Origin of the sequence: Mycobacterium sp. PSTR-4-N, from assembly GCF_022348085.1 — a bacterium.
Taxonomy (GTDB): Bacteria; Actinomycetota; Actinomycetes; order Mycobacteriales; family Mycobacteriaceae; genus Mycobacterium.
On sequence record NZ_JAKRFN010000024.1, the window covers coordinates 15,311 to 38,486 of the forward strand.

At 68.5% G+C, this 23,176-nt stretch carries 24 protein-coding genes; 18 read left to right on the forward strand and 6 right to left on the reverse strand.

Annotated features, from left to right (window positions below; all coding sequences use genetic code 11):
- The first annotated feature begins 79 nt into the window (after positions 1 to 79).
- From MHN84_RS24580 to bla, 3 genes are read left to right on the forward strand one after another with little or no spacing between them, the layout of a single operon-like run.
- The gene (locus MHN84_RS24580; protein ID WP_241207134.1) at positions 80 to 2,341 is read left to right on the forward strand and encodes a polyribonucleotide nucleotidyltransferase; all 2,262 of its coding nucleotides are present in this window, start codon (positions 80 to 82) and stop codon (positions 2,339 to 2,341) included.
- Positions 2,319 to 3,674, forward strand: a complete 1,356-nt coding sequence (locus tag MHN84_RS24585) for a pitrilysin family protein (RefSeq protein ID WP_241207135.1) — start codon at positions 2,319 to 2,321, stop codon at positions 3,672 to 3,674. Before MHN84_RS24580 ends, MHN84_RS24585 begins: the two co-directional genes overlap by 23 nt.
- Positions 3,671 to 4,570: a class A beta-lactamase gene (gene bla, locus MHN84_RS24590; RefSeq protein WP_241207136.1), complete on the forward strand. Its 900-nt coding sequence runs from the start codon at positions 3,671 to 3,673 to the stop codon at positions 4,568 to 4,570. The genes MHN84_RS24585 and bla overlap by 4 nt, the downstream gene beginning before the upstream one ends.
- Here bla and MHN84_RS24595 read toward each other — a convergent pair.
- Complete coding sequence (locus MHN84_RS24595) at positions 4,553 to 5,110, reverse strand: DUF4334 domain-containing protein (RefSeq protein ID WP_241207137.1); 558 nt, start codon at positions 5,108 to 5,110, stop codon at positions 4,553 to 4,555. The genes bla and MHN84_RS24595 overlap by 18 nt on opposite strands.
- Before the next feature lie 45 nt (positions 5,111 to 5,155).
- Here MHN84_RS24595 and MHN84_RS24600 point away from each other — a divergent pair, with 45 nt between their 5' ends.
- Complete coding sequence (locus MHN84_RS24600; RefSeq protein WP_241207138.1) at positions 5,156 to 5,524, forward strand: YchJ family protein; 369 nt, start codon at positions 5,156 to 5,158, stop codon at positions 5,522 to 5,524.
- Positions 5,525 to 5,531: 7 nt separating this feature from the next.
- On the opposite strand, the gene ald is transcribed toward MHN84_RS24600, so the two are convergent.
- The gene (ald, locus tag MHN84_RS24605; protein ID WP_241207139.1) at positions 5,532 to 6,647 is read right to left on the reverse strand and encodes an alanine dehydrogenase; all 1,116 of its coding nucleotides are present in this window, start codon (positions 6,645 to 6,647) and stop codon (positions 5,532 to 5,534) included.
- A gap of 94 nt (positions 6,648 to 6,741) precedes the next feature.
- On the opposite strand from ald, the gene MHN84_RS24610 reads away from it, so the two are divergent.
- Positions 6,742 to 7,254: an Lrp/AsnC family transcriptional regulator gene (locus MHN84_RS24610; RefSeq protein WP_241207140.1), complete on the forward strand. Its 513-nt coding sequence runs from the start codon at positions 6,742 to 6,744 to the stop codon at positions 7,252 to 7,254.
- Between the two features lie 5 nt (positions 7,255 to 7,259).
- Here the strand turns inward: MHN84_RS24610 and hypB are convergent, their stop codons facing one another.
- Both hypB and MHN84_RS24620 read right to left on the reverse strand, forming a co-directional pair.
- Entirely contained in the window at positions 7,260 to 8,012 is a 753-nt protein-coding gene (gene hypB, locus MHN84_RS24615; RefSeq protein ID WP_241207141.1) for a hydrogenase nickel incorporation protein HypB, read from the reverse strand.
- A complete protein-coding gene (locus MHN84_RS24620) occupies positions 8,005 to 8,370 on the reverse strand; it encodes a hydrogenase maturation nickel metallochaperone HypA (RefSeq protein ID WP_241207142.1) in 366 nt (121 codons plus the stop codon). The genes hypB and MHN84_RS24620 overlap by 8 nt, the downstream gene beginning before the upstream one ends.
- 121 nt (positions 8,371 to 8,491) lie before the next feature.
- Here MHN84_RS24620 and hypF point away from each other — a divergent pair, with 121 nt between their 5' ends.
- Genes hypF through hypE form a run of 4 tightly spaced genes read left to right on the forward strand, consistent with a single transcriptional unit; the run spans position 8,492 to position 13,200 of the window.
- Complete coding sequence (gene hypF / locus MHN84_RS24625; RefSeq protein WP_241207143.1) at positions 8,492 to 10,801, forward strand: carbamoyltransferase HypF; 2,310 nt, start codon at positions 8,492 to 8,494, stop codon at positions 10,799 to 10,801.
- Positions 10,774 to 11,049: a HypC/HybG/HupF family hydrogenase formation chaperone gene (locus MHN84_RS24630; RefSeq protein ID WP_241207144.1), complete on the forward strand. Its 276-nt coding sequence runs from the start codon at positions 10,774 to 10,776 to the stop codon at positions 11,047 to 11,049. Before hypF ends, MHN84_RS24630 begins: the two co-directional genes overlap by 28 nt.
- Positions 11,046 to 12,140 carry a hydrogenase formation protein HypD gene (hypD, locus tag MHN84_RS24635; RefSeq protein WP_241207145.1) on the forward strand — a complete coding sequence of 365 codons (1,095 nt, stop codon included), beginning with the start codon at positions 11,046 to 11,048 and terminating at the stop codon, positions 12,138 to 12,140. The genes MHN84_RS24630 and hypD overlap by 4 nt, the downstream gene beginning before the upstream one ends.
- Entirely contained in the window at positions 12,133 to 13,200 is a 1,068-nt protein-coding gene (gene hypE / locus MHN84_RS24640; RefSeq protein ID WP_241207146.1) for a hydrogenase expression/formation protein HypE, read from the forward strand. The genes hypD and hypE overlap by 8 nt, the downstream gene beginning before the upstream one ends.
- A gap of 3 nt (positions 13,201 to 13,203) precedes the next feature.
- On the opposite strand, the gene MHN84_RS24645 is transcribed toward hypE, so the two are convergent.
- The gene (locus MHN84_RS24645) at positions 13,204 to 14,265 is read right to left on the reverse strand and encodes an AraC family transcriptional regulator (RefSeq protein ID WP_241207147.1); all 1,062 of its coding nucleotides are present in this window, start codon (positions 14,263 to 14,265) and stop codon (positions 13,204 to 13,206) included.
- Between the two features lie 229 nt (positions 14,266 to 14,494).
- Here MHN84_RS24645 and MHN84_RS24650 point away from each other — a divergent pair, with 229 nt between their 5' ends.
- The 9 genes from MHN84_RS24650 (at position 14,495) to MHN84_RS24690 (ending at position 22,820) form a co-directional block, all read left to right on the forward strand.
- A complete protein-coding gene (locus MHN84_RS24650; protein ID WP_241207148.1) occupies positions 14,495 to 15,022 on the forward strand; it encodes a DUF1641 domain-containing protein in 528 nt (175 codons plus the stop codon).
- Between the two features lie 60 nt (positions 15,023 to 15,082).
- Positions 15,083 to 16,048 (forward strand): hydrogenase, encoded by a 966-nt coding sequence (locus tag MHN84_RS24655; protein WP_241207149.1) that lies wholly within the window; start codon positions 15,083 to 15,085, stop codon positions 16,046 to 16,048.
- Between the two features lie 20 nt (positions 16,049 to 16,068).
- Entirely contained in the window at positions 16,069 to 17,679 is a 1,611-nt protein-coding gene (locus MHN84_RS24660; RefSeq protein WP_241207150.1) for a nickel-dependent hydrogenase large subunit, read from the forward strand.
- Between the two features lie 61 nt (positions 17,680 to 17,740).
- Entirely contained in the window at positions 17,741 to 18,517 is a 777-nt protein-coding gene (locus MHN84_RS24665) for a hydrogenase maturation protease (protein WP_241207151.1), read from the forward strand.
- A gap of 5 nt (positions 18,518 to 18,522) precedes the next feature.
- Positions 18,523 to 18,714, forward strand: a complete 192-nt coding sequence (locus MHN84_RS24670) for a hypothetical protein (RefSeq protein ID WP_255730905.1) — start codon at positions 18,523 to 18,525, stop codon at positions 18,712 to 18,714.
- A complete protein-coding gene (locus MHN84_RS24675) occupies positions 18,711 to 19,940 on the forward strand; it encodes a hypothetical protein (protein ID WP_241207153.1) in 1,230 nt (409 codons plus the stop codon). Before MHN84_RS24670 ends, MHN84_RS24675 begins: the two co-directional genes overlap by 4 nt.
- Positions 19,937 to 20,800 (forward strand): NifU family protein, encoded by an 864-nt coding sequence (locus tag MHN84_RS24680; RefSeq protein ID WP_241207154.1) that lies wholly within the window; start codon positions 19,937 to 19,939, stop codon positions 20,798 to 20,800. Before MHN84_RS24675 ends, MHN84_RS24680 begins: the two co-directional genes overlap by 4 nt.
- Positions 20,797 to 21,990 (forward strand): NHL repeat-containing protein, encoded by a 1,194-nt coding sequence (locus MHN84_RS24685; RefSeq protein ID WP_241207155.1) that lies wholly within the window; start codon positions 20,797 to 20,799, stop codon positions 21,988 to 21,990. The genes MHN84_RS24680 and MHN84_RS24685 overlap by 4 nt, the downstream gene beginning before the upstream one ends.
- Positions 21,987 to 22,820 carry a hypothetical protein gene (locus MHN84_RS24690; RefSeq protein WP_241207156.1) on the forward strand — a complete coding sequence of 278 codons (834 nt, stop codon included), beginning with the start codon at positions 21,987 to 21,989 and terminating at the stop codon, positions 22,818 to 22,820. Before MHN84_RS24685 ends, MHN84_RS24690 begins: the two co-directional genes overlap by 4 nt.
- Here MHN84_RS24690 and MHN84_RS24695 read toward each other — a convergent pair.
- Positions 22,807 to 23,172, reverse strand: coding sequence for a hypothetical protein (locus MHN84_RS24695; protein WP_241207157.1), 366 nt, complete (start codon positions 23,170 to 23,172; stop codon positions 22,807 to 22,809). The genes MHN84_RS24690 and MHN84_RS24695 overlap by 14 nt on opposite strands.
- Between the last annotated feature and the right edge of the window lie 4 nt (positions 23,173 to 23,176).

The window sequence follows — 23,176 nt, forward strand, 5'->3', positions numbered from 1 at the left end:
AGCCGCATCGAAAGCGGTGGTTGACGCGCTGTGACGACGCAAAACAGCGAATTGACCCAGAGAGGCCGTACGGACGTCCATGTCTGTAGTTGAAATCGAAGACGGTGTGTTCGAATCCACCGCCACCATCGACAACGGGAGCTTCGGCACCCGCACCATCCGGTTCGAGACCGGTCGGCTGGCCCAGCAGGCCGCCGGCGCCGTCGTCGCCTACCTCGACGACGAGACCATGCTGCTCAGTGCCACCACCGCCAGCAAGGCGCCCAAGGAGCACTTCGACTTCTTCCCGCTCACCATCGACGTCGAGGAGCGGATGTATGCCGCGGGTCGCATCCCCGGCTCGTTCTTCCGCCGTGAGGGTCGTCCGTCGACCGACGCGATCCTGACCTGCCGTCTGATCGACCGGCCGCTGCGCCCGTCGTTCGTCAGCGGACTGCGCAACGAGATCCAGGTCGTGGTCACGGTGCTGAGCCTGGATCCCAAGGACCTGTACGACGTGTTGGCGATCAACGCCGCGTCGGCATCGACGCAGATCTCCGGTCTGCCGTTCTCCGGCCCGGTCGGCGGCGTGCGCGTCGCGCTGATCGACGGCCAGTGGGTGGCGTTCCCGACCGTCGAGCAACTCGAGCGCGCCGTGTTCGACATGGTGGTCGCGGGGCGCAAGGTCGAGGATGACGTCGCGATCATGATGGTCGAGGCCGAAGCGACCGAGAACGTCATCGAGCTGGTCGCCGGCGGTGCAGGTGCACCGACCGAGACCGTCGTGGCCGAGGGCCTCGAGGCGGCCAAGCCGTTCATCGCGGTGCTGTGCGACGCGCAGGCCGAGCTGGCCGGCTCGGCCGGCAAGGAGACCGCCGAGTACCCGCTGTTCCCCGACTACGGCGACGACGTGTACTACTCGGTCGCCTCGGTTGCCACCGACGCCCTCTCCGAGGCGCTGACCATCGCCGGGAAGAACGAGCGCAACGACCGCACCGACGAGATCAAGGTCGAGGTGCTGCAGCGGCTGGCCGAGCAGTACGCCGGCCGCGAGAAGGAGATCGGCGCCGCGTTCCGCTCGCTCACCAAAAAGCTTGTGCGCCAGCGCATCCTGACCGATCACTTCCGCATCGACGGCCGCGGTGTCACCGACATCCGTGCGCTCTCGGCCGAGGTCGCGGTCATCCCGCGCGCCCACGGCAGCGCGCTGTTCGAGCGCGGCGAAACCCAGATCATGGGTGTCACCACGCTGGACATGGTCAAGATGGCCCAGCAGATCGACTCGCTGGGGCCCGAGACCTCCAAGCGCTACATGCACCACTACAACTTCCCGCCGTTCTCGACCGGTGAGACCGGCCGCGTCGGCTCGCCCAAGCGCCGCGAGATCGGCCACGGTGCGCTCGCCGAGCGTGCCCTGGTGCCGGTGCTGCCGAGCGTCGAGGAGTTCCCCTACGCGATCCGCCAGGTGTCGGAAGCGTTGGGCTCCAACGGGTCCACCTCGATGGGCTCGGTGTGTGCCTCGACCCTGTCGCTGCTCAACGCCGGTGTGCCGCTGAAGGCGCCGGTCGCGGGTATCGCGATGGGCCTCGTCTCCGACGACGTCGAAGTGGACGGCAAGACCGAACGCCGCTTCGTCACGCTGACCGACATCCTCGGCGCCGAAGACGCGTTCGGCGACATGGACTTCAAGTGCGCAGGCACCAAGGACTTCGTCACCGCTCTGCAGCTCGACACCAAGCTCGACGGCATCCCGTCGCAGGTGCTGGCCGGTGCCCTGGCCCAGGCCAAGGACGCCCGGATCACGATTCTCGAGGTGATGGCCGAGGCCATCGACGCCCCCGACGAGATGAGCCCGTACGCCCCGCGGATCACCACGATCAAGGTGCCGGTCGACAAGATCGGTGAGGTCATCGGACCCAAGGGCAAGATGATCAACTCGATCACCGAGGAGACCGGCGCATCGATCTCCATCGAGGACGACGGCACGGTGTTCGTGGGCGCGTCCAACGGCGAGGCGGCGCAGGCGGCGATCGACAAGATCAATGCCATTGCCAACCCGCAGTTGCCCAAGATCGGCGAGCGGTTCCTCGGAACCGTGGTCAAGACAACCGATTTCGGTGCGTTCGTGTCGCTGCTGCCGGGCCGTGACGGGCTGGTGCACATCAGCAAGCTCGGCCGCGGCAAGCGGATCAACAAGGTCGAGGATGTCGTCAAGGTCGGCGACAAGCTGCGCGTGGAGATCGCCGACATCGACAACCGCGGCAAGATCTCGCTGGTTCTCGTCGCTGAGGAGACCACCGAAGCTGCCGGTACGGAAGCGCCGGAGGCCGCACCCGCCGATGCCGCGACCGCCAGCAGCTAGCACGCCGGCACTGCGCCGGGGGCACGGCAGCGGCGACGCGGTCGACAAGTCGACGGCGATCCGTCGGACGGATCTGCCCGGTGGCCTGCGTGTGGTCACCGAGCACATCCCGCACGTGCACTCGGCGTCGGTCGGTGTCTGGGTCAACGTCGGATCGCGTGACGAGGGCCGCAGCGTGGCCGGTGCCGCGCACTTCCTCGAGCACCTGCTGTTCAAGGCGACCCCGACCCGCACCGCCGTACAGATCGCGCAGGCCGTCGACGCCGTCGGTGGGGAGCTGAACGCGTTCACCTCGCGCGAGCACACGTGCTACTACGCACACGTGCTCGACACCGATCTCGCGCTGGCTGTCGACCTGGTCGCGGATGTGGTGCTGCGGGGGCAGTGCTTCGCCGACGACGTGGAAGTCGAACGCGACGTCGTGCTCGAAGAGATCGCGATGCGCGACGACGATCCCGAGGACACCCTCGGCGACGTCTTCTTGTCGGCGATGTTCGGCGATCATCCGGTGGGCCGGCCTGTGATCGGCAGCGTCGAGTCGATCTCGACGATGACTCGTGCGCAGCTGCACTCCTTCCACCTCCGCCGTTACACGCCCGACCGCATGGTGGTGGCGGTGGCCGGAAACATCGATCACCGCGAGGTGGTCGCGCTGGCGCGTGAGCATTTCGGCGGCCGGCTGGTGCGTGGCCGCTCGCCGGTGCAACCCCGTAAAGGCGCGGGACGCGTCGGCGGCCGGCCGACACTGCAGGTGATCAAGCGAGACGCCGAACAGACCCACCTGTCGCTGGGGGTGCGCACGCCGGGCCGGCACTGGGATCACCGCTGGGCGGTGTCGGTGCTCAACACCGCACTCGGCGGTGGGCTCAGTTCCCGTCTGTTCCAACAGATTCGGGAGACCCGCGGGCTCGCGTACTCGGTGTACTCGACGGTGGACACGTTCGCCGACACCGGCGCGCTGTCGATCTATGCGGGGTGCCTGCCCGAGCGATTCGACGAAGTCGTGCGGGTGACCACCGACGTACTCGACGAGGTCGCACGCGACGGCATCACCGCCGACGAGTGTCGCATCGCCAAGGGTTCCCTGCGCGGCGGACTTGTGCTGGGACTGGAGGATTCGGGTTCGCGCATGAACCGGCTGGGACGCAGTGAGCTGAACTACGGGCAACATCGCACCATCGCCGAGACGTTGGCCCGCATCGACGAGGTCACCCTGGACGACGTCAATGCCGTTGCCCGACAACTACTCACCCGTTCCTTCGGGGCGGCCGTACTGGGTCCGGTACGGGGCCGTCGGTCGCTACCGCGGCCACTGCAGACGATTCCGAGATGAGCGTCTCGCGGCGCGGACTCCTGATCGGCGGGCTGTCGCTGGCTGGTCTCCTCGGCTGCTCGCGGCCGACCGTGTCGGCTGACCCCGCCGAGCCCCTGCCGCCGGTCGGTGATCGGATTGCCGCGCTCGGTCGCCGGCACAACGCACGGATCGGTGTCTATGCCGCCGATCTCGGCTCGGATCGCACCGTGGAGCTCGGTGCCGACGACACGTTCGCGATGTGTTCCACGTTCAAGGCGTATGCATCAGCGGCGGTGCTGCAGCGCGCACAGCAGGGCAGGCTGGCTCTCACCGATCCGATCGCGATGCAACGCGGCGATATTCGCGAGCACTCGCCGGTGACCGAGCCGCGCGTGGGCTCGGCGATGACGCTGGCGGAACTGTGTCAGGCGGCGCTGCAGCAGAGCGACAACGCCGCAGGCAATCTGCTGCTGCGCACCTTGGGCGGGCCGCCGGCGATCACCGCGTTCGCTCGCAGCGTCGGCGACGAGCGCACGCGGCTGGATCGCTGGGAGACCGAGCTGAACACCGCGATACCCGGCGATCCACGCGACACCAGCACGCCTCGCGCACTGGGCGTCGGCTTCCGGGCCGTACTGATCGGTGACGTTCTCGACGTGGCGCACCGTCAGATGCTCGGGGACTGGATGCGGGCCAATCAGACGTCGAGCATGCGGGCGGGCCTGCCGGACGGGTGGGCGACCGCGGACAAGACCGGTAGCGGGGGATACGGCACCACCAATGACGTGGGCGTCGCCTATGGGACGCAGGGGCAGCGGTGGCTGCTGTCGATCATGACCCGTTCCGCCACCGACGATCCCGACGCCGAGAGCCTGCGGCCGCTCGTCGGGGAGATCGCCGCGGCGGTGGCGCCGGAGCTATCCCAGCCGGCGTGAATTGTCGCGGTGCAGCACGAAGAAGTACGGCGTGCGGATGCCGCGCAGATCCATGGCGCCCAGCACGCTCTCCTCGCCGAGCCGCCGGAACACGTCGTTGATGGGCAACTGGTCGTAGATCATCGTCGCGGTGTCCACTCCTCGGTAGCGCGTGGTGCGCAGCCGCGCCTTCGGTCCCCGCGCGGCGAGCACCGGTCGCAACGCGGCGATGACACCGGAGAGGTTGCGCTGCTTGAGCGCCGGGATCTTGGTGGCGATGCCGAGCCCGGCGAATGCGGGCAGCGGGTTCAGCGGCCACAACCCGGCGCCGTCGCGGGTGGGGAACAGCAGTGGGTGCACCGTTTCGCTGTCGGTGTACTGCTTGCCCCACCAGCCGCTGGCCTCGAGCATGCCGTCGAGGGGGTGGCCGGTCGGGACCTCGGCGCCGTGCCAGGTGCCGAGCATGAATTCGGTCTCGACGGCAGGCAGTGAGTCGAACAGCGCGAGCGCGTCGGACGTGGTCGTCGGGGCGCCGGGGAGGACGTCGGACAGAACAGACATGCCGGCATTCTACTTGACACCCGTCAAGTAGGGCAGACTGTGGGCATGTCCGAGTGCCCGTGCGGGCGCGGCGTGGCCGCGCAGCAGTGCTGCCTGCCGTTGCTCAAGGGTGAGCGGCAGGCGCAGACGGCGGAGGAGTTGATGCGCTCGCGCTACACGGCGTTCGCCGTCGGGGATGCCGAGTACCTCTGGCGTACCTGGCATCCGCGGACGCGGCCGGAGCGGGTGACGATCGATCCGGCCGTGCAGTGGACCGGACTCCAGATCCTGGACACCGGTACCGATACCGACACCGACACCGTCGAGTTCCGAGCGACCTACCGGGAAGGCCAACGAACCGGGACGCTGCATGAGCGGTCCCGGTTCGCTGTGAGAGCCCGTCGCTGGTTCTACATCGACGGGGAGGTGTCGTGACGGAGCGTCAGGCCAGCAGGCCGGCCGGATCGGTGAACGGCAGACCCAGATCGGTGGCGACCTGCTCGGAGAGCAGCGCCCCGTCGTGCGTCGAGAGTCCCTTGGCCAGAGCGGCATCGGAGCGGCACGCCTCGCGCCAACCCTTGCCGGCCAGCTTGAGCACATACGGCATGGTCGCGTTGGTGAGCGCGTAGGTCGAGGTGCGCGGCACCGCACCGGGCATGTTGGCCACGCAGTAGAACACGGTGTCATGCACCGCGAACGTGGGATCGTCATGTGTGGTGGGCCGCGAATCCTCGAAGCAGCCGCCCTGGTCGATGGCGATGTCCACCAGTACCGCACCCGACTTCATCGCTGCCACAGTCGAATTCGTGACGAGCTTGGGCGCCTTCGCGCCGGGGATCAGCACGGCGCCGATCACCAGATCGGCCTCGGTGACCGCGGCCTCGAGGTCGAGGCTCGAGGAGTAGCGGGTCTCGATCGCGCCGCCGTACTCCGCATCGATCTTGCGCAGGATGTTGATGTTCAGGTCGAACACCGTCACGTGAGCGCCCATGCCCCAGGCCACGGCTGCGGCGTTGTCACCGGCCATGCCGCCGCCGATCACGACGACCTTGGCCGGAGCCACGCCGGGAACGCCGCCCATCAGAACGCCGCGCCCACCTTGCGTGCGCATCAGGTGGTACGCGCCGACCTGCGCCGAGAGCCGGCCGGCAACCTCGCTCATCGGGGCCAGCAGGGGCAGAGCGCCGTCGGCGGTCTGCACGGTCTCGTAGGCGATGGAGGTGGTCTTGGACGCGAGGAGGGCGTCGGTGCACGGCTTGGAGGCGGCCAGGTGCAGGTAGGTGAAGAGCGTCTGCCCGGCCCGCATCTTGGCGTACTCCGGCTCGATGGGTTCTTTGACCTTCAGGAGCAGTTCCGCTTCACCCCAGACCGTGTCCGCATCGGCGACGATCTGCGCGCCGGCGGCCTTGAAGTCGCCGTCGGTGATCGCCGAGCCGTCGCCGGCGCCGGACTGGACCATGACCTCGTGGCCACGCTGGGTCAGCTCGGCCACTCCTGCCGGCGTGATCGCGACCCGGTACTCGTTGTTCTTGATCTCGGTCGGCACACCGACGCGCATTTTCGCTCCTGAAATCGGGGGGAAGTTCCCTCAAGTGTGAAGAAGCCTCGATACAGACACAATATTTATGACGAAAATTCGCTACGCTACGGTCATGGCGGAAGAATCGGCGACGACGTCGGCATCAGTACAGGCCTCCTCGAAGAATGTTCGGGCCGTGATCGACGACGTCGACCGCCGAATCCTCACCGCCCTGCACGCCGACGCACGGCTGCCCAACAGCGCGCTGGCCGATCTCGTCGGCATCGCGCCGTCCACGTGTCACGGACGGGTGCGTCGGCTCACCGAACTCGGTGTCATCCGGGGCTTCTACGCCGATATCGATCCTGCCGCGATCGGGCTCACGCTGCAGGCGATGATCTCGGTCAGCCTGCAAGCCAACGCTCGCGGCAAGATCCGCAACTTCATCGGCCAGATCCGGCGCAAGCCTCAGGTGATGGATGTCTACTTCCTCGCCGGCGCCGACGACTTCCTCCTGCACGTCGCCGCCCGCGACACCGACGACCTGCGAAAGTTCGTGGTGGAGAACCTCAACGCCGACGCGGATGTGGCCGGCACGCAGACGTCGCTGATCTTCGAGCACCTGCGCGGCGCCTCGCCGCTGTAGCGGGATCAGGCGCCTGCGAAGCGGCGTACCCACGAGAACCACTGCGCCATGCCCTCGCCGGTCTTCGCGCTGACCGGCAGCACCTCGGCGGTCGGGTTGACCTGACGGATCCGCTCGGTGTAGGTCGCCACGTCGGCATCCAGGTAGGGGGCGAGGTCGATCTTGTTGAGCAGCACCACATCCACGGCCCGGAACATCACCGGATACTTCAGCGGCTTGTCCTCGCCCTCGGTCAGCGAATAGACCATCGCCTTGGCGTGCTCGCCCACGTCGAACTCCGCCGGGCAGACCAGGTTTCCGACGTTCTCGATGATCACCAGGTCCAGCGCATCCAGGTCCAGTCCGGCCAGCGCCCGATTCACCATCGGGGCGTCGAGATGGCATTCGCCGCCGAAACCGTTGTCGGTGTTGAGCAGTGAGATCTGCGCGCCGCGCCCGGCCAGGCGCGCAGCGTCGAGATCGGTGGCGATGTCGCCTTCGACGATGCCCACCGACAGCTCACCGGCCAGTTCGTCGAGCGTCGCGCTCAGCACCGCGGTCTTGCCGGAGCCCGGTGAGCTCATCATGTTCAGCGCGCGAATTGCGTTGCTTGCGAAGATCTCCCGATTCTGCGCAGCGCGAAGATCGTTCTCGGAGAATATCGCCTCGAGCACATCGATACGCTGACCCGCGGTCTGGTAGCCGCTGTGATCGCCGTGATCGTGATCGTGATCGTGACTGTGCACGGTGCCGTCATCGTGGCGGTGGAACCTACCCACGGCGCTGCCCCGCCGCTGTTTCGGTGGCGACATCGATCGACGTCACCAGGAACTCCTCGCCGCGGATCACGCTCACCTCGGCGCTGTGGCAGGCCGGGCAGCACACCGACCACCGCGAGCTGATCTCCGACTCCCGTCCACACGCACGGCAACTCACGGCCGCCGGCACCTGCTCGAGTTCCAGCGCCGCTCCGGCCAACCCGTCGTGTTCGGCCACGATCGACCAGCAGAACATCAGCGAATCGGCGACCACCTGCCGCAGGGCCCCGACGCGCACTCGCACCACCTCGACCGGCCGGCCCTCGGCGTGGGTGCGCACCACGCCGGCGATGGCGTGGCACAGCGACAACTCGTGCACACCGCTCAGCGTAATCCCGACCGGGGGTCGGAAATGCGCAGAAGTCTGTGCCGGATTTCGATAGTTGGTCATGCCGTGCGGAGTTAGCCTGGGGCGTCTGACGGTTCGAGGAGTCCGCGCCATGAGCGCATGCACGCGTGTCCGGGTGAGCATCACCGGCGTGGTTCAGGGCGTCGGATTCCGCCCGACGGTGGCCCGCATCGCCGCGGCGCATCGGTTGACCGGGTTCGTGCTCAACGATGCCGGTTCGGTGCAGTGCGAATTCGAGGGTCCGAGCCCGCAGGTCGACGCGGCCGTCGACGCGCTGCGGACGGCTCCGCCGCCGCTCGCCCGCATCGAGACCTTCGTCGTCACAGCCCGACCGCTCCGCGACGACGGAGCGTTCCGCATCCTGGACAGCGCACGCCGAGGCAACGGGGGACATCGCACGTTGGTTCCTCCCGACATCGCGACCTGTCCGGACTGTCGCCGTGAGCTGTTCGATCCCGCCGATCGGCGCCACGGCCATCCGTTCATCACCTGCACCAATTGCGGGCCCCGCTACACGGTGATCACCGACCTTCCCTATGACCGGCCGGCCACCACGATGGCCGGCTTTCCCCTGTGCGCTCGCTGCGCCGTGGAGTATGCCGATCCGATCGACCGGCGCTATCACGCCCAGACCATCTCCTGTCATGACTGTGGGCCGCAGTTGACGTGGAACGGGCCCGTTCTCGGGCGATCTGCTCTCGAATCCGCGGCTGCGGCGCTGCGAGCCGGCATGGTGGTCGCGATCAAGGGCGTCGGCGGCTACCACCTCGCCTGCCGCGCCGACGACGACGCCGCCGTCGCGCTGTTGCGCCGGCGAAAGAACCGGCCCGCCAAGCCGTTCGCGGTGATGGTCGCCGATGTGGATGCCGCGCGGCGGATCTGTGTGGTCGACGCTGCCGCCGAGCGGGCCCTCACCTCACCGGCCGCGCCGATCGTGCTGCTGCCGGCACGCCGAGGCCGCGTCAGCGCGGACGTGGCGCCCGGCCTGGGCGATCTCGGGGTGATGCTGGCCTACACGCCGGTTCACCATCTCCTGCTCGCCGGGTTGGACGTTCCTGCGCTGGTGATGACGTCAGCCAATCAGGGCGGTTCCCCGATCGTCCATCGCGACGAGAACCTCGACTGGATCGACGGTCTGGCAGACGCCGTGCTCGGCCACGACCGCCCCATCCACGTGCCGTGTGAAGACTCAGTGGTGGGGATCGCCGACGACGGGCATGAGATTCCGTTGCGGCGGTCGCGTGGCTACGCGCCGCTGCCCGTCGCGCTGGACGTGCCGACGGGGGTGATCCTGGCGACCGGCGGTGACCTCAAGACCACCTTCGCGCTCACCGATGATCGCGGTCGCGTGCACCTGTCCTCACACCTGGGGGACATGGCCGACCCGCGCACCCAGGACTGCTTCACCGCGGCGGTCGATCACCTGATGTTCTTGACTGCCACGGTGCCCACCGTCGTGGCACACGACATGCACCCGCGGTACGCGACGACGGGGTGGGCACGGCGGCACGCCGATCGGCTGGAGGCCGTGCAGCACCACCACGCCCATGCGGTCTCGCTGTTGGCCGAGCACCGGAGGCTGGACCATCCGATGATCGCGATCGCCTACGACGGAACGGGTTTCGGCACCGACGGCACCATCTGGGGCGGCGAACTGCTCGCTCTCACCGGGACCGCTGGGTTCACCCGGGTCGCACACCTGGCACCGTTCTGGTTGCCGGGCGGCGAGGCGGCCGTCAGGCAACCAGCGCGCATCGCACTGGACCTGCTGCGCCGCGCAGGCATCCACCCGACCGACGACCTTCCTCCGGTCGCGGCGCTGGGGCCCCAGGGGCTTCATGTACTCACCCAGCAGTTCGCGCGCGGGGTGGCGTGTGTGCCCACCACCAGCATGGGACGGCTCTTCGACGCGGTCGCCAGCCTGCTGGGGGTCTGCCAGCAGGTGACCTACGAGGGTCAGGCCGCGGTGGAACTCGAGCATCTCGCACGCGGCGGGCGCGACCGCCGTGTGATGCGTTTCGACGTCGCCGGCGGTCTGCTCGATCCCGCACCGGTCGTCACGGCGGTCGTCGACGGCGTGCGCGCCGGCGCGGCGCGCGAGGACCTGGCGCGGTCGTTCCACGACGCGGTGATCGACGCGACGGTGCGGGCGGCCGTCGCTGCCGCAGCCGACGCCGGAATCCCGACGGTGGGTCTGACCGGTGGTGTGTTCGCCAATCGGCTGCTGCTCGAGGGAATCTCGGCGGGCCTGCGCGCCCGCGGACTGGAGGTGCTCACCCACCGGGTGGTGCCGTGCAACGACGGTGGTCTGGCACTGGGGCAGGCCGCGATCGCGGCCCTGCGCCGCTCGACCCATCGAGAGAGGAGTGAGTTATGTGCCTCGGTATCCCCGGCAGGGTGACCGCGATCTGGGACGAAGCGGGGACGCGGATGTCCACGGTCGACTTCGGCGGGACCACCAAGACGGTCTGCCTCGCGTATCTGCCGGACATGACGATCGGTGAGTACACCATCGTCCACGCCGGTTTCGCGATCACCCGACTCGACGAGGCATCGGCACAGCAGACGTTGCGCATGTTCGCCGAACTGGGTGTGCTGGACGAGGAGCTGGCAGGCGAGCAACCGGCGGGGCGAAGGGGCACGGCGTGAAGTACCTCGACGAGTTCCGCGACCCGACCGCCGCACGAGCCCTGGTCGACGCGATCCGCCGCCGGGCTACGAGAACCTGGACGGTGATGGAAGTCTGTGGTGGACAGACTCATTCGATCATCCGCAACGGGCTGGACCAGTTGCTCGACGGCGCGGTCGAGTTCATTCACGGGCCGGGCTGCCCGGTCTGCGTCACACCGCTGGAGATGATCGACCGTGCGCTGGAGATCGCCTCGCGCGACGACGTCATCTTCTGCTCGTTCGGCGACATGCTCCGGGTGCCGGGTAGCACCCGGGATCTGTTCTCGGTGCGGGCCCGCGGTGGGGACGTCCGCGTCGTGTACTCGCCGCTGGACGCCACGCGCGTCGCCGCCGACAACCCCGACAAGCAGGTGGTGTTCTTCGGTGTCGGCTTCGAGACCACCGCGCCGGCCAACGCGATGGCGGTGCTGCACGCACAGCGTCTGGGCCTGACGAACTTCTCGGTGCTGATCTCCCATGTGTTGGTGCCACCCGCGATGACGGCGATCCTGTCCTCGCCCACCAACCGCGTCCAGGGGTTCCTGGCCGCCGGGCACGTCTGCTCGGTGATGGGCACCTCGGAATACCAGCCGCTCGTCGACCGGTTCGGTGTCCCGATCGTGGTGACCGGGTTCGAACCGCTCGATCTGCTCGAGGGTGTGCGCCAGGTGGTCGACCTCCTCGAGGACGGCACACCGGAGCTCCGCAACGCCTACCCCAGGGCCGTCTGCCCGCAGGGAAATCCGGCGGCCCGCCAGACACTCGCCGAGGTCTTCGCCGTCACCGACCGGCAGTGGCGCGGTATCGGGATGATCCCGCAGTCCGGCTGGACGCTGTCGCCGCGGTACGCCGAGTTCGACGCTGAGCGCCGTTTCGGCGTCGGTCATCTGCAGGTCGCCGAGTCCGCCGAATGCCATGCCGGTGAGGTGCTGCAGGGCCTGCTCAAACCGCACGAGTGCCCGGCGTTCGGCCGCACGTGCACGCCGCGTACCCCGCTGGGGGCCACGATGGTCTCCAGCGAAGGCGCGTGTGCGGCGTACTACCAGTTCCGGCGCCTGGCCAATGTCTGAGGCGCCGCCGTCCGTCGACCCCTCGGACTGGGTGTGCCCGCTGCCGCTGCGGGAAACGGCGCGGGTGGTACTCGGCCACGGTGGGGGCGGGGTGCTGTCCGAGGAACTCATCGAGAATCTGTTCCTGCCCGCATTCGGGGGACGGTCCGGACCGTCGCGGGACTCGGCGGTGCTGTGCACCGGCGCCGGCCGCATCGCGATGACCACCGATTCCTATGTGGTGCAACCGCTGTTCTTTCCCGGTGGCAACATCGGGGACCTCGCGGTCAACGGCACCATCAACGACTTGGCGTGCAGCGGTGCCCGGCCGATCGGCATCACGGCGGGCTTCATCCTGGAGGAGGGTTTGGAGCTCGACGTGCTCGGCGCGGTGGCCACGGCGATGGGTGCCGCCGCCGCGGCGGCCGGCGTGCCGATCGTCACCGGCGACACCAAGGTCGTCGGAAAGGGCAGCGCCGACCAGCTTTTCGTCAACACCGCAGGCGTCGGCGTCGTGCCACCCGGGGTGGACGTCGGACCGGAACGCGTGAGGCCCGACGATGTGGTGATCGTCTCCGGTGCCCTCGGCGAGCACGGCGTGGCGATCATGAGCGTGCGCGAGGGCATCGACTTCGGCACCGAGGTCCGTACCGACAGCACCCCGCTGCACCGGCTGGTGGACTCGATGGTGGCCGCGGGCGGTGCCGGGGTGCACGCGCTGCGCGACCCGACCCGGGGCGGACTGGTCGCCTCGGTGGTCGAGATCGCGCTTGCCGCGTCCGTCGGCGTCGAGCTCGACGAGGCAGCGATTCCCGTTCCCGAAGCCGTCGCGTCGGCCTGCTCGTTTCTGGGCCTGGACCCGCTGCAGGTCGCCAATGAGGGCAAGATGGTGGCGTTCGTCGCCGCCGAGGAGGCCGAGGCCGTGCTCGCCGCGATGCGCGCCCGACCCGAGGGAGCCGAAGCGGCGGTGATCGGGCGGGTGGTCGCCCAACATCCCGGTATGGCGATCACGCGGACACCGTTCGGCACCACGCGGGTCGTGGAACGTGAACTCGGAGAACAGCTTCCGCGAATCTGCTGACGATCAGCGCCGCAAGGTCTCCGACGGCGCCTCGCCCCACCGTTTCCGGTACTCGACCGAGAAACTGCCGAGGTGGTGGAAGCCCCAGCGCTCGGCGACGGCCGTCACCGTGACACCGTCGGAGGGGATCGCATCGGTCAGCTCCTCGTGGACTCGTTCGAGGCGGCGCTCCCTCACGAACGCCATCGGCGACAGACCCAACTCGGAGCGGAAGCCCTGCTGGATCGACCGGACGCTCATGTGGACCGCCGACGCCAGCGAATCCATCGTGATCCGTTCGGCTAGATGGTCTTCGATGAAATCCATCGCCTGCTGGATCACGGTGCGCCGCGGGTCGGGAGGCGACGGCTGGGTGATGTCGGCGTGATAGTTCGACGGCTGCAGGTAGAGCAGGCTGCTCATGACCAGTTCCTCGACGGGCCCGATCGCGCGGCCCTTCTGGATCAGCGAGCCGGCGTGGTAGACCTCGGTGTGCACGAGCTGCACCGCGGCGTGCCACCGCATGGCCGCTTCTGTCGCGAGATCGAACTCCGGCTCGAAGACCAACGGCCGCATCAGGTTACGGCCCAGAAGCCGCGTCACGTGAGCTGTCATCGCCTGGGACTCGATCCGGATCAGCAGCTGCGGGGTGTCGACGCCGAGCTCCAGCCGCAGCGGTACTCCGGGGCTGGACACCAGGGACCGCATGGTGTTGGCCTGGAACGTCGCCGACGGATGGACCACGGTGGCGACGCCGTTCATGGGCATGTGCACGCCGTAGTAGCGGCCCGACTCCGGGATCTCGATGGTGGCGGGTACGTGCAGGTCCAGATACAGCATGCTCACGTTGCGCAATCGCACGCCGTGCATCGTCGCAGCGAATCCGTGCGCCTCCGCGGGATCCACCGTCAGGCTCAGCGGGGACAGGGCGCGGCCCATCAATCGCGCCGCCTTGGCGATGTCCTCGGTATAGAAGATCTCGTGTCCGGTCAGTGCCGGCGGGACGCCGCGGGAGCGCACCTTGCGGCGTACCGGGTCGCTGGTGCGGCGGATGTCGATGTAACCGAGACGGGTCAGGCGGGACATCAGGCGTGGGGTGCGCGGGCTGCAAAGGCAAGGCTAACTTCGCACTCTGCGAAGAGGTTTCGGTTCCGCACGGCAATACTCCTAAACATCGGCCTCGTTTCAGCGTAGCCATCTGTGCGCAATCCTGATAGGAGTTGCGCGAAAGCGATAGGCAGCGCGGGGTCGGCTGAGTACCTTTGGGGAGCAGTGAGCTTCCCTCGCACGGGGGAGCCCTTGTGGGAGGTTCAGCATGGGAGCCAACGGAGAAGCCGGAATCCCCGTCCTGGATCCGCCGGTTCCGGCCGGACCGTCGGCCGCGGTGCGCGACCGTCTCGACGATCCCCGCGTGGCCGACGCCCTCACCACGTTGCTCGAGCACGCCGACCTGCTCGCCGTGCTCGTCTCCGGGCTCGACGCCTTCGTGCGCCGCGGCGACGACATCACGGCGAACCTCACCTCGGCTCTAGGCGAGTTCAAGGGCCAGTCGGTACCGCTGAGCCAGTTGTCGGCGAGCCTGAGTGAACTCTCCGGCGGGCTCGTCCACGCCGCGCCGGCGCTGACCACGCTGTTGCGATCACCACTGGCCGACCCGGCCGGAGCGGAGGTGATCGCCGCGCTCGGCGAGGCCATGGTGTCGGCGCGCCGGTCCGCCCCGCCGGCGCCCCGCGGAGTGCGCGGCCTGTGGAAGACGGTGCGCGGTGCGGCCAAGGACCCCGACGTGACACGCGGCGTGGTCTATCTGCTCGAGATGGCCCGCGTCTTCGGTCGACGAGTCTGACAAGAGCACAACGGAATTCGCTCCGCAGGGCAGGCCCTGCGGTGATCGAGAGGAGTACTCATGGCATCGGTGCTGTGGTTCCAGGGTGGTGCGTGTAGCGGTAACACCATGTCCTTCCTCAATGCCGAGGAACCGAACGTCGTCGACCTGATCGTCGACTTCGGTCTGGACCTGCTGTGGCATCCATCGCTGGGGCTCGAGCTGGGCCAGAACGCGCAGAAGTTGTTCTCCGACTGCGCAACCGGTGAGCGACCTCTCGACATCTTCGTGTTCGAGGGAACCGTCATGGAGGCCTATGGCGGCCGCGCGGACATGTTCGCCGACCGTCCGATGAAGGACTGGGTCACCGACCTCGCCGGCGCCGCCCAGATCGTGGTCGCCATCGGGGATTGCGCCTGCTGGGGCGGCATTCCGGCGATGGAGCCGAACCCGTCGGGGTCCACCGGACTGCAATTCCACAAGCGGGAGAAGGGCGGCTTCCTCGGCCCGGACTTCCGGTCCAAGATGGGTCTGCCGGTCATCAACGTGCCCGGGTGTCCTGCTCACCCGGACTGGATCACCCAGATACTGGTCGCACTCGCCACCGGGCGCGCCGGCGACATCACCCTCGACGACCTGCACCGGCCGGAGACGTTCTTCAAGACTTTCACCCAGACAGGGTGCACACGCGTGCAGTTCTTCGAATACAAGCAATCGACGATGTCATTCGGCGAAGGAACCCGAACCGGTTGCCTGTTCTACGAATTCGGCTGCCGCGGCCCGATGACGCATTCGCCGTGCAACCGCATCCTGTGGAACCGGCAGTCCTCGAAGACGCGGGCCGGCATGCCGTGCCTGGGCTGCACCGAGCCGGAGTTCCCGCATTTCGATCTCGCGCCGGGGACGCTGTTCAAGACCCAGAAGGTCAGCGGCATGATCCCCAGGGAAGTGCCCGAGGGAACCGATCACCTGACGTACATGGGCCTGGCCGCGGCCGCGCGCATCGCTGCGCCGCAGTGGTCCAAAGAAGACATGTTCGTGGTCTAGGGCCACTGAAAGGACTCGCAATGACGTCACAATTGGATCTGTTCGTCAGCCCGCTGGGCCGCGTGGAGGGTGACCTCGACGTTCGCGTCACGATCGACGACGGAGTCGTCACGTCGGCGTGGACCGAGGCCGCGATGTTCCGCGGCTTCGAGATCATCCTGCGCGGCAAGGACCCGCAATCCGGACTGGTGGTCTGTCCGCGCATCTGCGGCATCTGCGGCGGCAGCCATCTGTACAAGTCGGCCTACGCCCTGGACACGGCCTGGCGCACGCACATGCCCCACAACGCGACGCTGATCCGCAACATCTGTCAGGCATGCGAGACGTTGCAATCGATTCCGCGCTATTTCTACGCGCTGTTCGCGATCGACCTGACCAACAAGAACTATGCGAAGTCGTCGCTGTACTCCGAAGCCGTCCGCCGCTTCGCGCCCTACGTGGGTACCAGCTACCAGCCGGGCGTCGTGCTGAGCGCCAAACCCGTTGAGGTGTACGCGATCTTCGGTGGCCAGTGGCCGCATTCGAGTTTCATGGTGCCCGGCGGGGTGATGTGCGCCCCCACGTTGAGTGACGTCACCCGCTCGATCGCGATCCTGGAGCACTGGAACGACAACTGGCTGGAGAAGCAGTGGCTCGGCTGTTCTGTGGAGCGCTGGCTGGAGAACAAGACCTGGGAGGACGTGCTGGCCTGGGTCGACGAGAACGAGGCGCAGTACAACAGTGACTGCGGATTCTTCATCCGCTACTGCCTGGATGTCGGCCTCGACAAGTACGGCCAGGGAGTCGGCAACTACATCGCCACCGGAACCTATTTCGATCCGACGCTCTACGAGAACCCGACCATCGACGGACGAAACGCCGCGCTGATCGGTCGATCCGGCATCTATGCCGGGGGCCAGTGGCACGAGTTCGACCAGGCCAACGTCCGCGAGGACGTGACGCACTCCTTCTACCAAGGGGATCGGCCCCTGCACCCGTTCGACGGAGAGACCATCCCGATCGATCCGGAGCTCGGTCGCAAGCAGGGCAAGTACAGCTGGGCCAAGTCGCCCCGCTACGCCGTGGGCGATCTCGGCAACATCCCGCTCGAGGCGGGGCCCCTGGCGCGGCGGCTCGCTGCGGCGGGTCCCAACGCGGCTGCCCATCAGGACGACGATCCGTTGTTCCTGGACATCATGAACAAGATCGGCCCGTCGGTGATGGTGCGCCAGCTCGCTCGTATGCACGAGGCGCCCAAGTACTACCAGTGGGTTCGGCAGTGGTTGGACAACCTGGAGCTGAAGGAGAGCTTCTACTCGAAGCCGACCGAGTACGCCGAGGGCAAGGGGTTCGGCTCCACCGAGGCCGCGCGCGGTTCGCTGTCGGACTGGATCGTCATCGAGGACAACAAGATCAAGAACTATCAGGTGGTGACGCCGACCGCGTGGAACATCGGGCCGCGGGACGGTTCGGATGTCCTCGGCCCGATCGAACGGGCGCTGGTCGGTTCCCCGATCGTCGACGCCGAGGACCCGGTGGAACTCGGTCACGTGGCCCGCAGTTTCGACTCGTGTCTGGTGTGCACCGTGCACGCCTACGACGGCAAGAGCGGCCGCGAGTTGAGCAAGTTCGTCATCAACGGGATGGTGTGACCTGTCTTCAGCAGAGGGGGTCGACACCCCGGAGGCGCTGCTCGAGCCGCCGGGATGCGACGTGCTCGTCGTGGGGTGCGGGAATCTGCTGCGCGGCGACGACGGAGTCGGCCCGGTCCTGGTTCGGCACCTGTGGGAGCGCGGCGTTCCCGACGGAGCGAAGTTGGTCGACGGCGGCACGGCGGGAATGGACGTCGCCTTCCAGATGCGGGGTGCCGGTCGGGTCGTCATCGTCGATGCGGCGGCGACGGGATCGCCGCCCGGCACCCTGTTCCGGGTGCCCGGCTCCGAACTCGCCGAGCTGCCCCTGCAGGGTCTGCACACCCATTCGTTCCGGTGGGACCACGCCATCGCGTTCGCGCGCTGGGCTCTTGGTTCCGACTGCCCGACCGACATCACCGTGTTCCTGATCGAGGTCGCCGGCGTGGAGATGGGCGCCGAGCTGTCGGCACCGGTGACCGCGGCCATGGAGCAGGTGATCGACATGATCGACCGGGAGTTCCTGGCACCGTTGCGGCCGGATTCCGAGCGCGAGGTCACCGTCGAGTTCACCGCCGACGGTTATCTGCGGCTGGACGCCGCCACCGCGGCCGCCCGCTTCCCCTCCGACGCGGTCGCCGCGGTGCTGCGCGACGACGAGTTCTGGTTGATACCGCTGCGGGGACCGCGCAGCGGCGGACTGCTGCTCAAGCAACGCACTCCCGCCGGTGACCGTTGCGTCCTGGTGAGCGAAGTGCTGCGACACGCTCCGCTGCAGGGCGTGTTCCGTGGATGCTGGGACGATGAGAACACCGCGCTGCGGATCCCGGTCGCGCCTAGCCGGGAGCGGGACGGGTGATCGGGTTGGCTGAGCCCTCCGAGGTCGCACGCACCGTCGACACCGTGGTGGTGCCCGAACGGGGCCATTGGGCGGTCGAGATCGTGGTCGTGTTCGACGACGGGGTGGTGCGCAAACGGATCAGCACTCACCGCAGCCGCCGGCGGGCCGAACTGGCGGCCGATCTCATCAAGCGGGCCGCGGAGCGTGAGGTGTGAAGCTGCAGGGAAGCGCCGTGACCGACGCCGCCGTGGTGACGCGGCCGCAACCGCTCGGTGTCTTCGGCCTGCCGCTGGCGTATCTGCTCGTTCCCGCGGGTGCAGACACCGAGGAGGCTCGCCGTGCGCTGCTCTCCGGGCGGCTGCCGGACGTGTGGCCGGAGCGCCTGACCGCCCATCGGCACGCCCATGAGGGAGATCGAGAGGCCGCGCTCGCCGCGCTCGATGGAGATGATCCGGTCACGCGGTACAACCGCTTCGTACTCGACCCCGACGCTGCTGACCCGGCGGTGGTGCGGGAAGGTCTCGGGACTCTCGGTGTGCTCGTCGACGTCGTCCAGTTCGTCCTCGGTCGCAGCGACACCGTGCCCGACGCGACCGGTCTGGACGGTGAAGTGTCGGCCGCCGTCCTCGCGGTGGCCGCGTCGGCGGCCATCGACGAGGGGCGGCACAGCGACGCGGTCGCGCTGCTCGACACCGCCGCCGAGGCTGCGACGTCGGTGAGCCGTGCGCTTGCCGGTGTCCTGGTGGGCGCGGGCGCGGTGCTGTGCAGCGACCTCGGGGAGCCGATGGCGCTGCCCCGCCTGCAGCGCGCGCTCGCCCTGCTCGACGAGGCCGACGGGCTCGCGGTGACCCGGGCCGAACTGCACCTCACCGCGGCCGGCATCCTGCACGAGCAGGCCGGGGAGCACCCCGAGATGATGCCGGCGGCCATCCCGCACTATCACTCTGCGCTGCAACTGATCCGGCGGGACGACGCCCCCGTGCTGTGGGCCTCCGCGCACGCCGACCTCGCCATCGCCTACCTGACGATGCCGATGGTGGAGGCGTCAAGCCAGTTGCGGCTCGGCATCGCCGCGCAGTCGTTGCGCCAGGCGCTGACCGTGTTCACCCGTGAGGACCACCCGCAGCGGTGGGCCAGCGTGCAGCTCAACCTCGCGAACTCGTTGGTGTACAGCCCTTCTCGGCACCGGCAGGAGAACCTGGTGGAAGCGGTCGAGATCTACGAGGCCGTGCTGGCGACCCGCGATCGCGACCGCGATCCGCAGGGCCGCGCCCGGGTACTGGCGAACCAGGGCAACGTACTCGCCCATCTCGGCGTGTTCGATCAGGCCAAGGCGAAGCTGTACGAGGCGAGGTTCCTGTTCGAGGAAGCGGGTGACACCGATTCGGTGCGGTCGGTCCGCGGCGTGCTCGACGAGATCTCCCGGGAGGGTGCGCGATGACCGTCACCGACGGTGTGGGTCTCGAGGAGCTGGCCGCGCGCGTCGACGCGGCGGTCGCGGCGGTGGCCGAGTTGGAACCGGGGGCGCGGGCCGCTGCTGAGGAATTGAAGGCGGCGCTGGAAGAGATCCATCGTGTCGGGCTGACGACCATCGTGGCGCGCATGCGTGCCGACGACGGGGCGCGTCCGCTGCTGTTCGACCTCGTCGACGACCCGGTGCTCCGCATGCTGCTGACGCTGCACGGCATCCTGCGGCCCGATCCGGTGACGCTGGCCGAGCGTGCGTTGGCCGCGGTGCGTCCCCAGCTGCACAGTCACGGCGGCGACGTGGCGTTGGTGCGCGTCGATGCGCTCGACGGCGGGTACGTGGCCGTCGTTCGGCTGGAGGGTGCCTGCAACGGCTGCTCGATGTCATCGGTGACGCTGAGGGAACTGGTCGAAGACGCCCTGCGCCAGGGTCTTCCGGGTCTTCGGGCAGTCGAGGTGGCGCCGGCCGAGCCTTCCCCTGCGCTGATTCCGGTCGAATCGCTGCGCATGCCGGCGCGGCCGGTCGAGGACGGCTGGACACAGGTCGCGCGCGTCGAGGACATTCCGGTCGACGAGATCGCGGCACCCTGCGACGGAGTGATCGTGGTCAACGTCGGGCAGCGGCTCGCCGCCTACCGCAACGAGTGTGCGCATGAGGCGCTGCCGTTGGACGACGCGATCATCGATGCGACGGCCGGAACGCTGATGTGTCCGTGGCACGGGTTCTGCTTCGACGCCGCGTCGGGGGAGTGCGTCTCGGTTCCCGGCGTGCAACTGGAGCAGTTACCTCTGCGGATCGACGGGGGAGTGATCTGGGTTCGGACCGGCCGATGAGTCGCTACACGGTGCGGCACATCGTCTCCGGCCGCCCCGCCGGGCACTCGCCCACTGCGGTGCTGGCCGACGACCACACCGGCGGCTGGCGCCCGACGACCTGGTTGGGTGCACCCGCGCCGGGTGGACTGGCACTACCGCAGGCGGCACCGAGTATGTCGTGGATGTACTCGCCCCGAGGCGTTTTCGTCGACGACTCTCACCTCGTCGTCGCGGATTCCGGCAATCATCGGGTGCTCGTCTGGCACGGTGTGCCGAGCACCGACGAGCAACCGGCCGACGTGGTGCTGGGGCAGGCCGATGGGTGCACGGAGGGCCGTGCGGCGGCGGGCCGTGGCCCGGAGCGCGGCATGAACCTGCCCACCGGCGTCGCGATTGTCGACGGGCGGTTGATCGTCGCCGACGCGTGGCATCACCGCATCCTGATCTGGAATGCGGTGCCGCAGAGCGACGATGTCGCGCCCGATGTCGTGCTGGGGCAGCGCGACGCCGTGTCGGTGGAGCCGAACGCCGGCGGCGAGTGCTCGGCCGCGACGTTCTATTGGCCGTTCGGCTTCGCAGTGCTCGGTGGTCGGTTCTGGGTCGCCGACACCGGCAACCGGCGCGTGCTGGGTTTCGAGGGCGGCGTTCCTGAGTCCGGGCGCCCGGCTGACATCGTGCTCGGGCAGCCATCGCCGAATGCGCGGGAAGAGAACCGGGGCGAGGCGCCCGGCCCGGCGAGCTTCCGCTGGCCGCACGCCATCGCCGGCACCGACGAGCTGATGCTGGTGGCCGATGCGGGCGATCACCGGGTGCTCGGCTGGTCGCCGCACCCTGCGTCCGATCGCGCAGCGAATTCAGTTCTCGGGCAACATGATTTCTGCTCGGCGGAGGAATGGCCGTACGGGCCGCACTCCGGGGACCGGTTTCGCTTTCCCTACGCGGTGGATCTCGCTGGTGACACGCTGGTGGTGGCCGACACGGCCAACAATCGGGTGCTGGTGTGGGACGGGGTACCGACGGAGCCGCTGGGTGGCCGGCCCGCCGACCATGTGTTGGCCCAACCCGACTTCGCGTCGAACGGGGAGAACCGCTGGGCGCTGGTCGGACGCGACACCCTGTGCTGGCCGTACGGGCTGAGCCTGCACGGTGACGTGATGGCGATCGCCGATTCCGGCAACAACCGGGTCATGCTGTGGCGGCGGTCGTGAGGCCGCGCATCGTGCAGGGCGACGATCAGATCGGGTTCGCGTGGACGCGAGCCGACGGGTCGGCGACCACGCTCGCCGAGCTGGTCGCCGACGACGACGAACCGGAGCGCCTGCCCGCCACGCATCTCGCCGCTCTCGACGACGCGATGATCGACGCCGCCCGCCGCTTCGGTGAGCTGTTGGGGGCCGGCCGGCGCCCGACGGCCCGTGAGCGGGACGAGCTCGCCGAGCTGTATCGCTGTCTCGATGATGCCTGCGTGGACTACGCCCGAGCGGCTGAACGTCTCAGCATCACGCCCGACGGGCGGGCGGGTCGGATCGTGGGGACGGCCGTGCTGATGTCGATCCTGGCCCGGCAGGCGATCGACATGCTGGGCCCGGCGCCGCTGGACGGGGAGCTGGACGAGCCGGCGCTCGGCGTGGTCGGCGGATACGGGGAGATGGTGCAGGTCGATCCCGATCGCCCGTGGAAGGGCGGCCGGTGGGTGGTGCGCATGGAGGCCGGTGCGCGGCTGCCGCTGACACTGTCGATGATCCTGTTCGACAGCTCGGGAACCAACGCCGATGCGGCTCGGGATGAGCACTGCGAGGCGCTGCGGACGGTGACATCAGCGGTGGGACAGCCGGATTCGGACTGCTACGATGCGGCCTGCGCGCTGGACTGGCTGCTCTACGACTACCTGATGGCCCACCGTGACGGACCCGACAGTGCCGAGATCGTGTTCGCCAAGGGTCGCGACGGTGACGCCGCCGTGGTGGTAGCGGCCGCGGCGGCGTCGGTGCAAGCCCGGGCGACGTTCGACCCGGCGCTCGCGCTCAGGCGGGGGTGAGCGTCACGTTGTGCAGGGAGACCGCGACGTCGGTCGGCAGGATGTCGACGAACGTCGGCGCATCGCGCAGCGCATCGCCCGTGGCGATGATGTTGCCGCCCACACACGGGAAGTCGCGGCACCGGAACCAGTACCCCGGCGGGCTCTGGTACGGCTGCATGCTGGGCGACTGATCCACTCGGTAGCGGCCCGGCGGGATGAACGACGTCGACCAGCCGTCGCGCGGCTGCGTCGTCACGCCGAAGACACCGTTGCTGCCGTAGCTCGGTGCGGCGCTCGCGGTCGCGGCAAGAACGCACCCCGCGGCGACGATGCCGATGGCAGCGGTTCCGACGACGAGGGCGACCTTCATACGG

Bases quoted from the DNA above. Each gene is read 5' to 3' on its own strand.
- MHN84_RS24685 (WP_241207155.1), top strand. From the start codon at position 20,797: ATGAGTCGCTACACGGTGCGGCACATCGTCTCCGGCCGCCCCGCCGGG.
- MHN84_RS24650 (WP_241207148.1), top strand. From the start codon at position 14,495: ATGGGAGCCAACGGAGAAGCCGGAATCCCCGTCCTGGATCCGCCGGTT.
- MHN84_RS24585 (WP_241207135.1), top strand. From the start codon at position 2,319: ATGCCGCGACCGCCAGCAGCTAGCACGCCGGCACTGCGCCGGGGGCAC.
- MHN84_RS24630 (WP_241207144.1), top strand. From the start codon at position 10,774: ATGTGCCTCGGTATCCCCGGCAGGGTGACCGCGATCTGGGACGAAGCG.
- MHN84_RS24680 (WP_241207154.1), top strand. From the start codon at position 19,937: ATGACCGTCACCGACGGTGTGGGTCTCGAGGAGCTGGCCGCGCGCGTC.
- MHN84_RS24580 (WP_241207134.1), top strand. From the start codon at position 80: ATGTCTGTAGTTGAAATCGAAGACGGTGTGTTCGAATCCACCGCCACC.
- MHN84_RS24655 (WP_241207149.1), top strand. From the start codon at position 15,083: ATGGCATCGGTGCTGTGGTTCCAGGGTGGTGCGTGTAGCGGTAACACC.
- MHN84_RS24695 (WP_241207157.1), bottom strand. From the start codon at position 23,172: ATGAAGGTCGCCCTCGTCGTCGGAACCGCTGCCATCGGCATCGTCGCC.
- hypE (WP_241207146.1), top strand. From the start codon at position 12,133: ATGTCTGAGGCGCCGCCGTCCGTCGACCCCTCGGACTGGGTGTGCCCG.
- ald (WP_241207139.1), bottom strand. From the start codon at position 6,647: ATGCGCGTCGGTGTGCCGACCGAGATCAAGAACAACGAGTACCGGGTC.
- hypF (WP_241207143.1), top strand. From the start codon at position 8,492: ATGAGCGCATGCACGCGTGTCCGGGTGAGCATCACCGGCGTGGTTCAG.
- bla (WP_241207136.1), top strand. From the start codon at position 3,671: ATGAGCGTCTCGCGGCGCGGACTCCTGATCGGCGGGCTGTCGCTGGCT.
- MHN84_RS24645 (WP_241207147.1), bottom strand. From the start codon at position 14,265: ATGTCCCGCCTGACCCGTCTCGGTTACATCGACATCCGCCGCACCAGC.
- MHN84_RS24600 (WP_241207138.1), top strand. From the start codon at position 5,156: ATGTCCGAGTGCCCGTGCGGGCGCGGCGTGGCCGCGCAGCAGTGCTGC.
- MHN84_RS24660 (WP_241207150.1), top strand. From the start codon at position 16,069: ATGACGTCACAATTGGATCTGTTCGTCAGCCCGCTGGGCCGCGTGGAG.
- MHN84_RS24610 (WP_241207140.1), top strand. From the start codon at position 6,742: ATGGCGGAAGAATCGGCGACGACGTCGGCATCAGTACAGGCCTCCTCG.
- MHN84_RS24595 (WP_241207137.1), bottom strand. From the start codon at position 5,110: ATGTCTGTTCTGTCCGACGTCCTCCCCGGCGCCCCGACGACCACGTCC.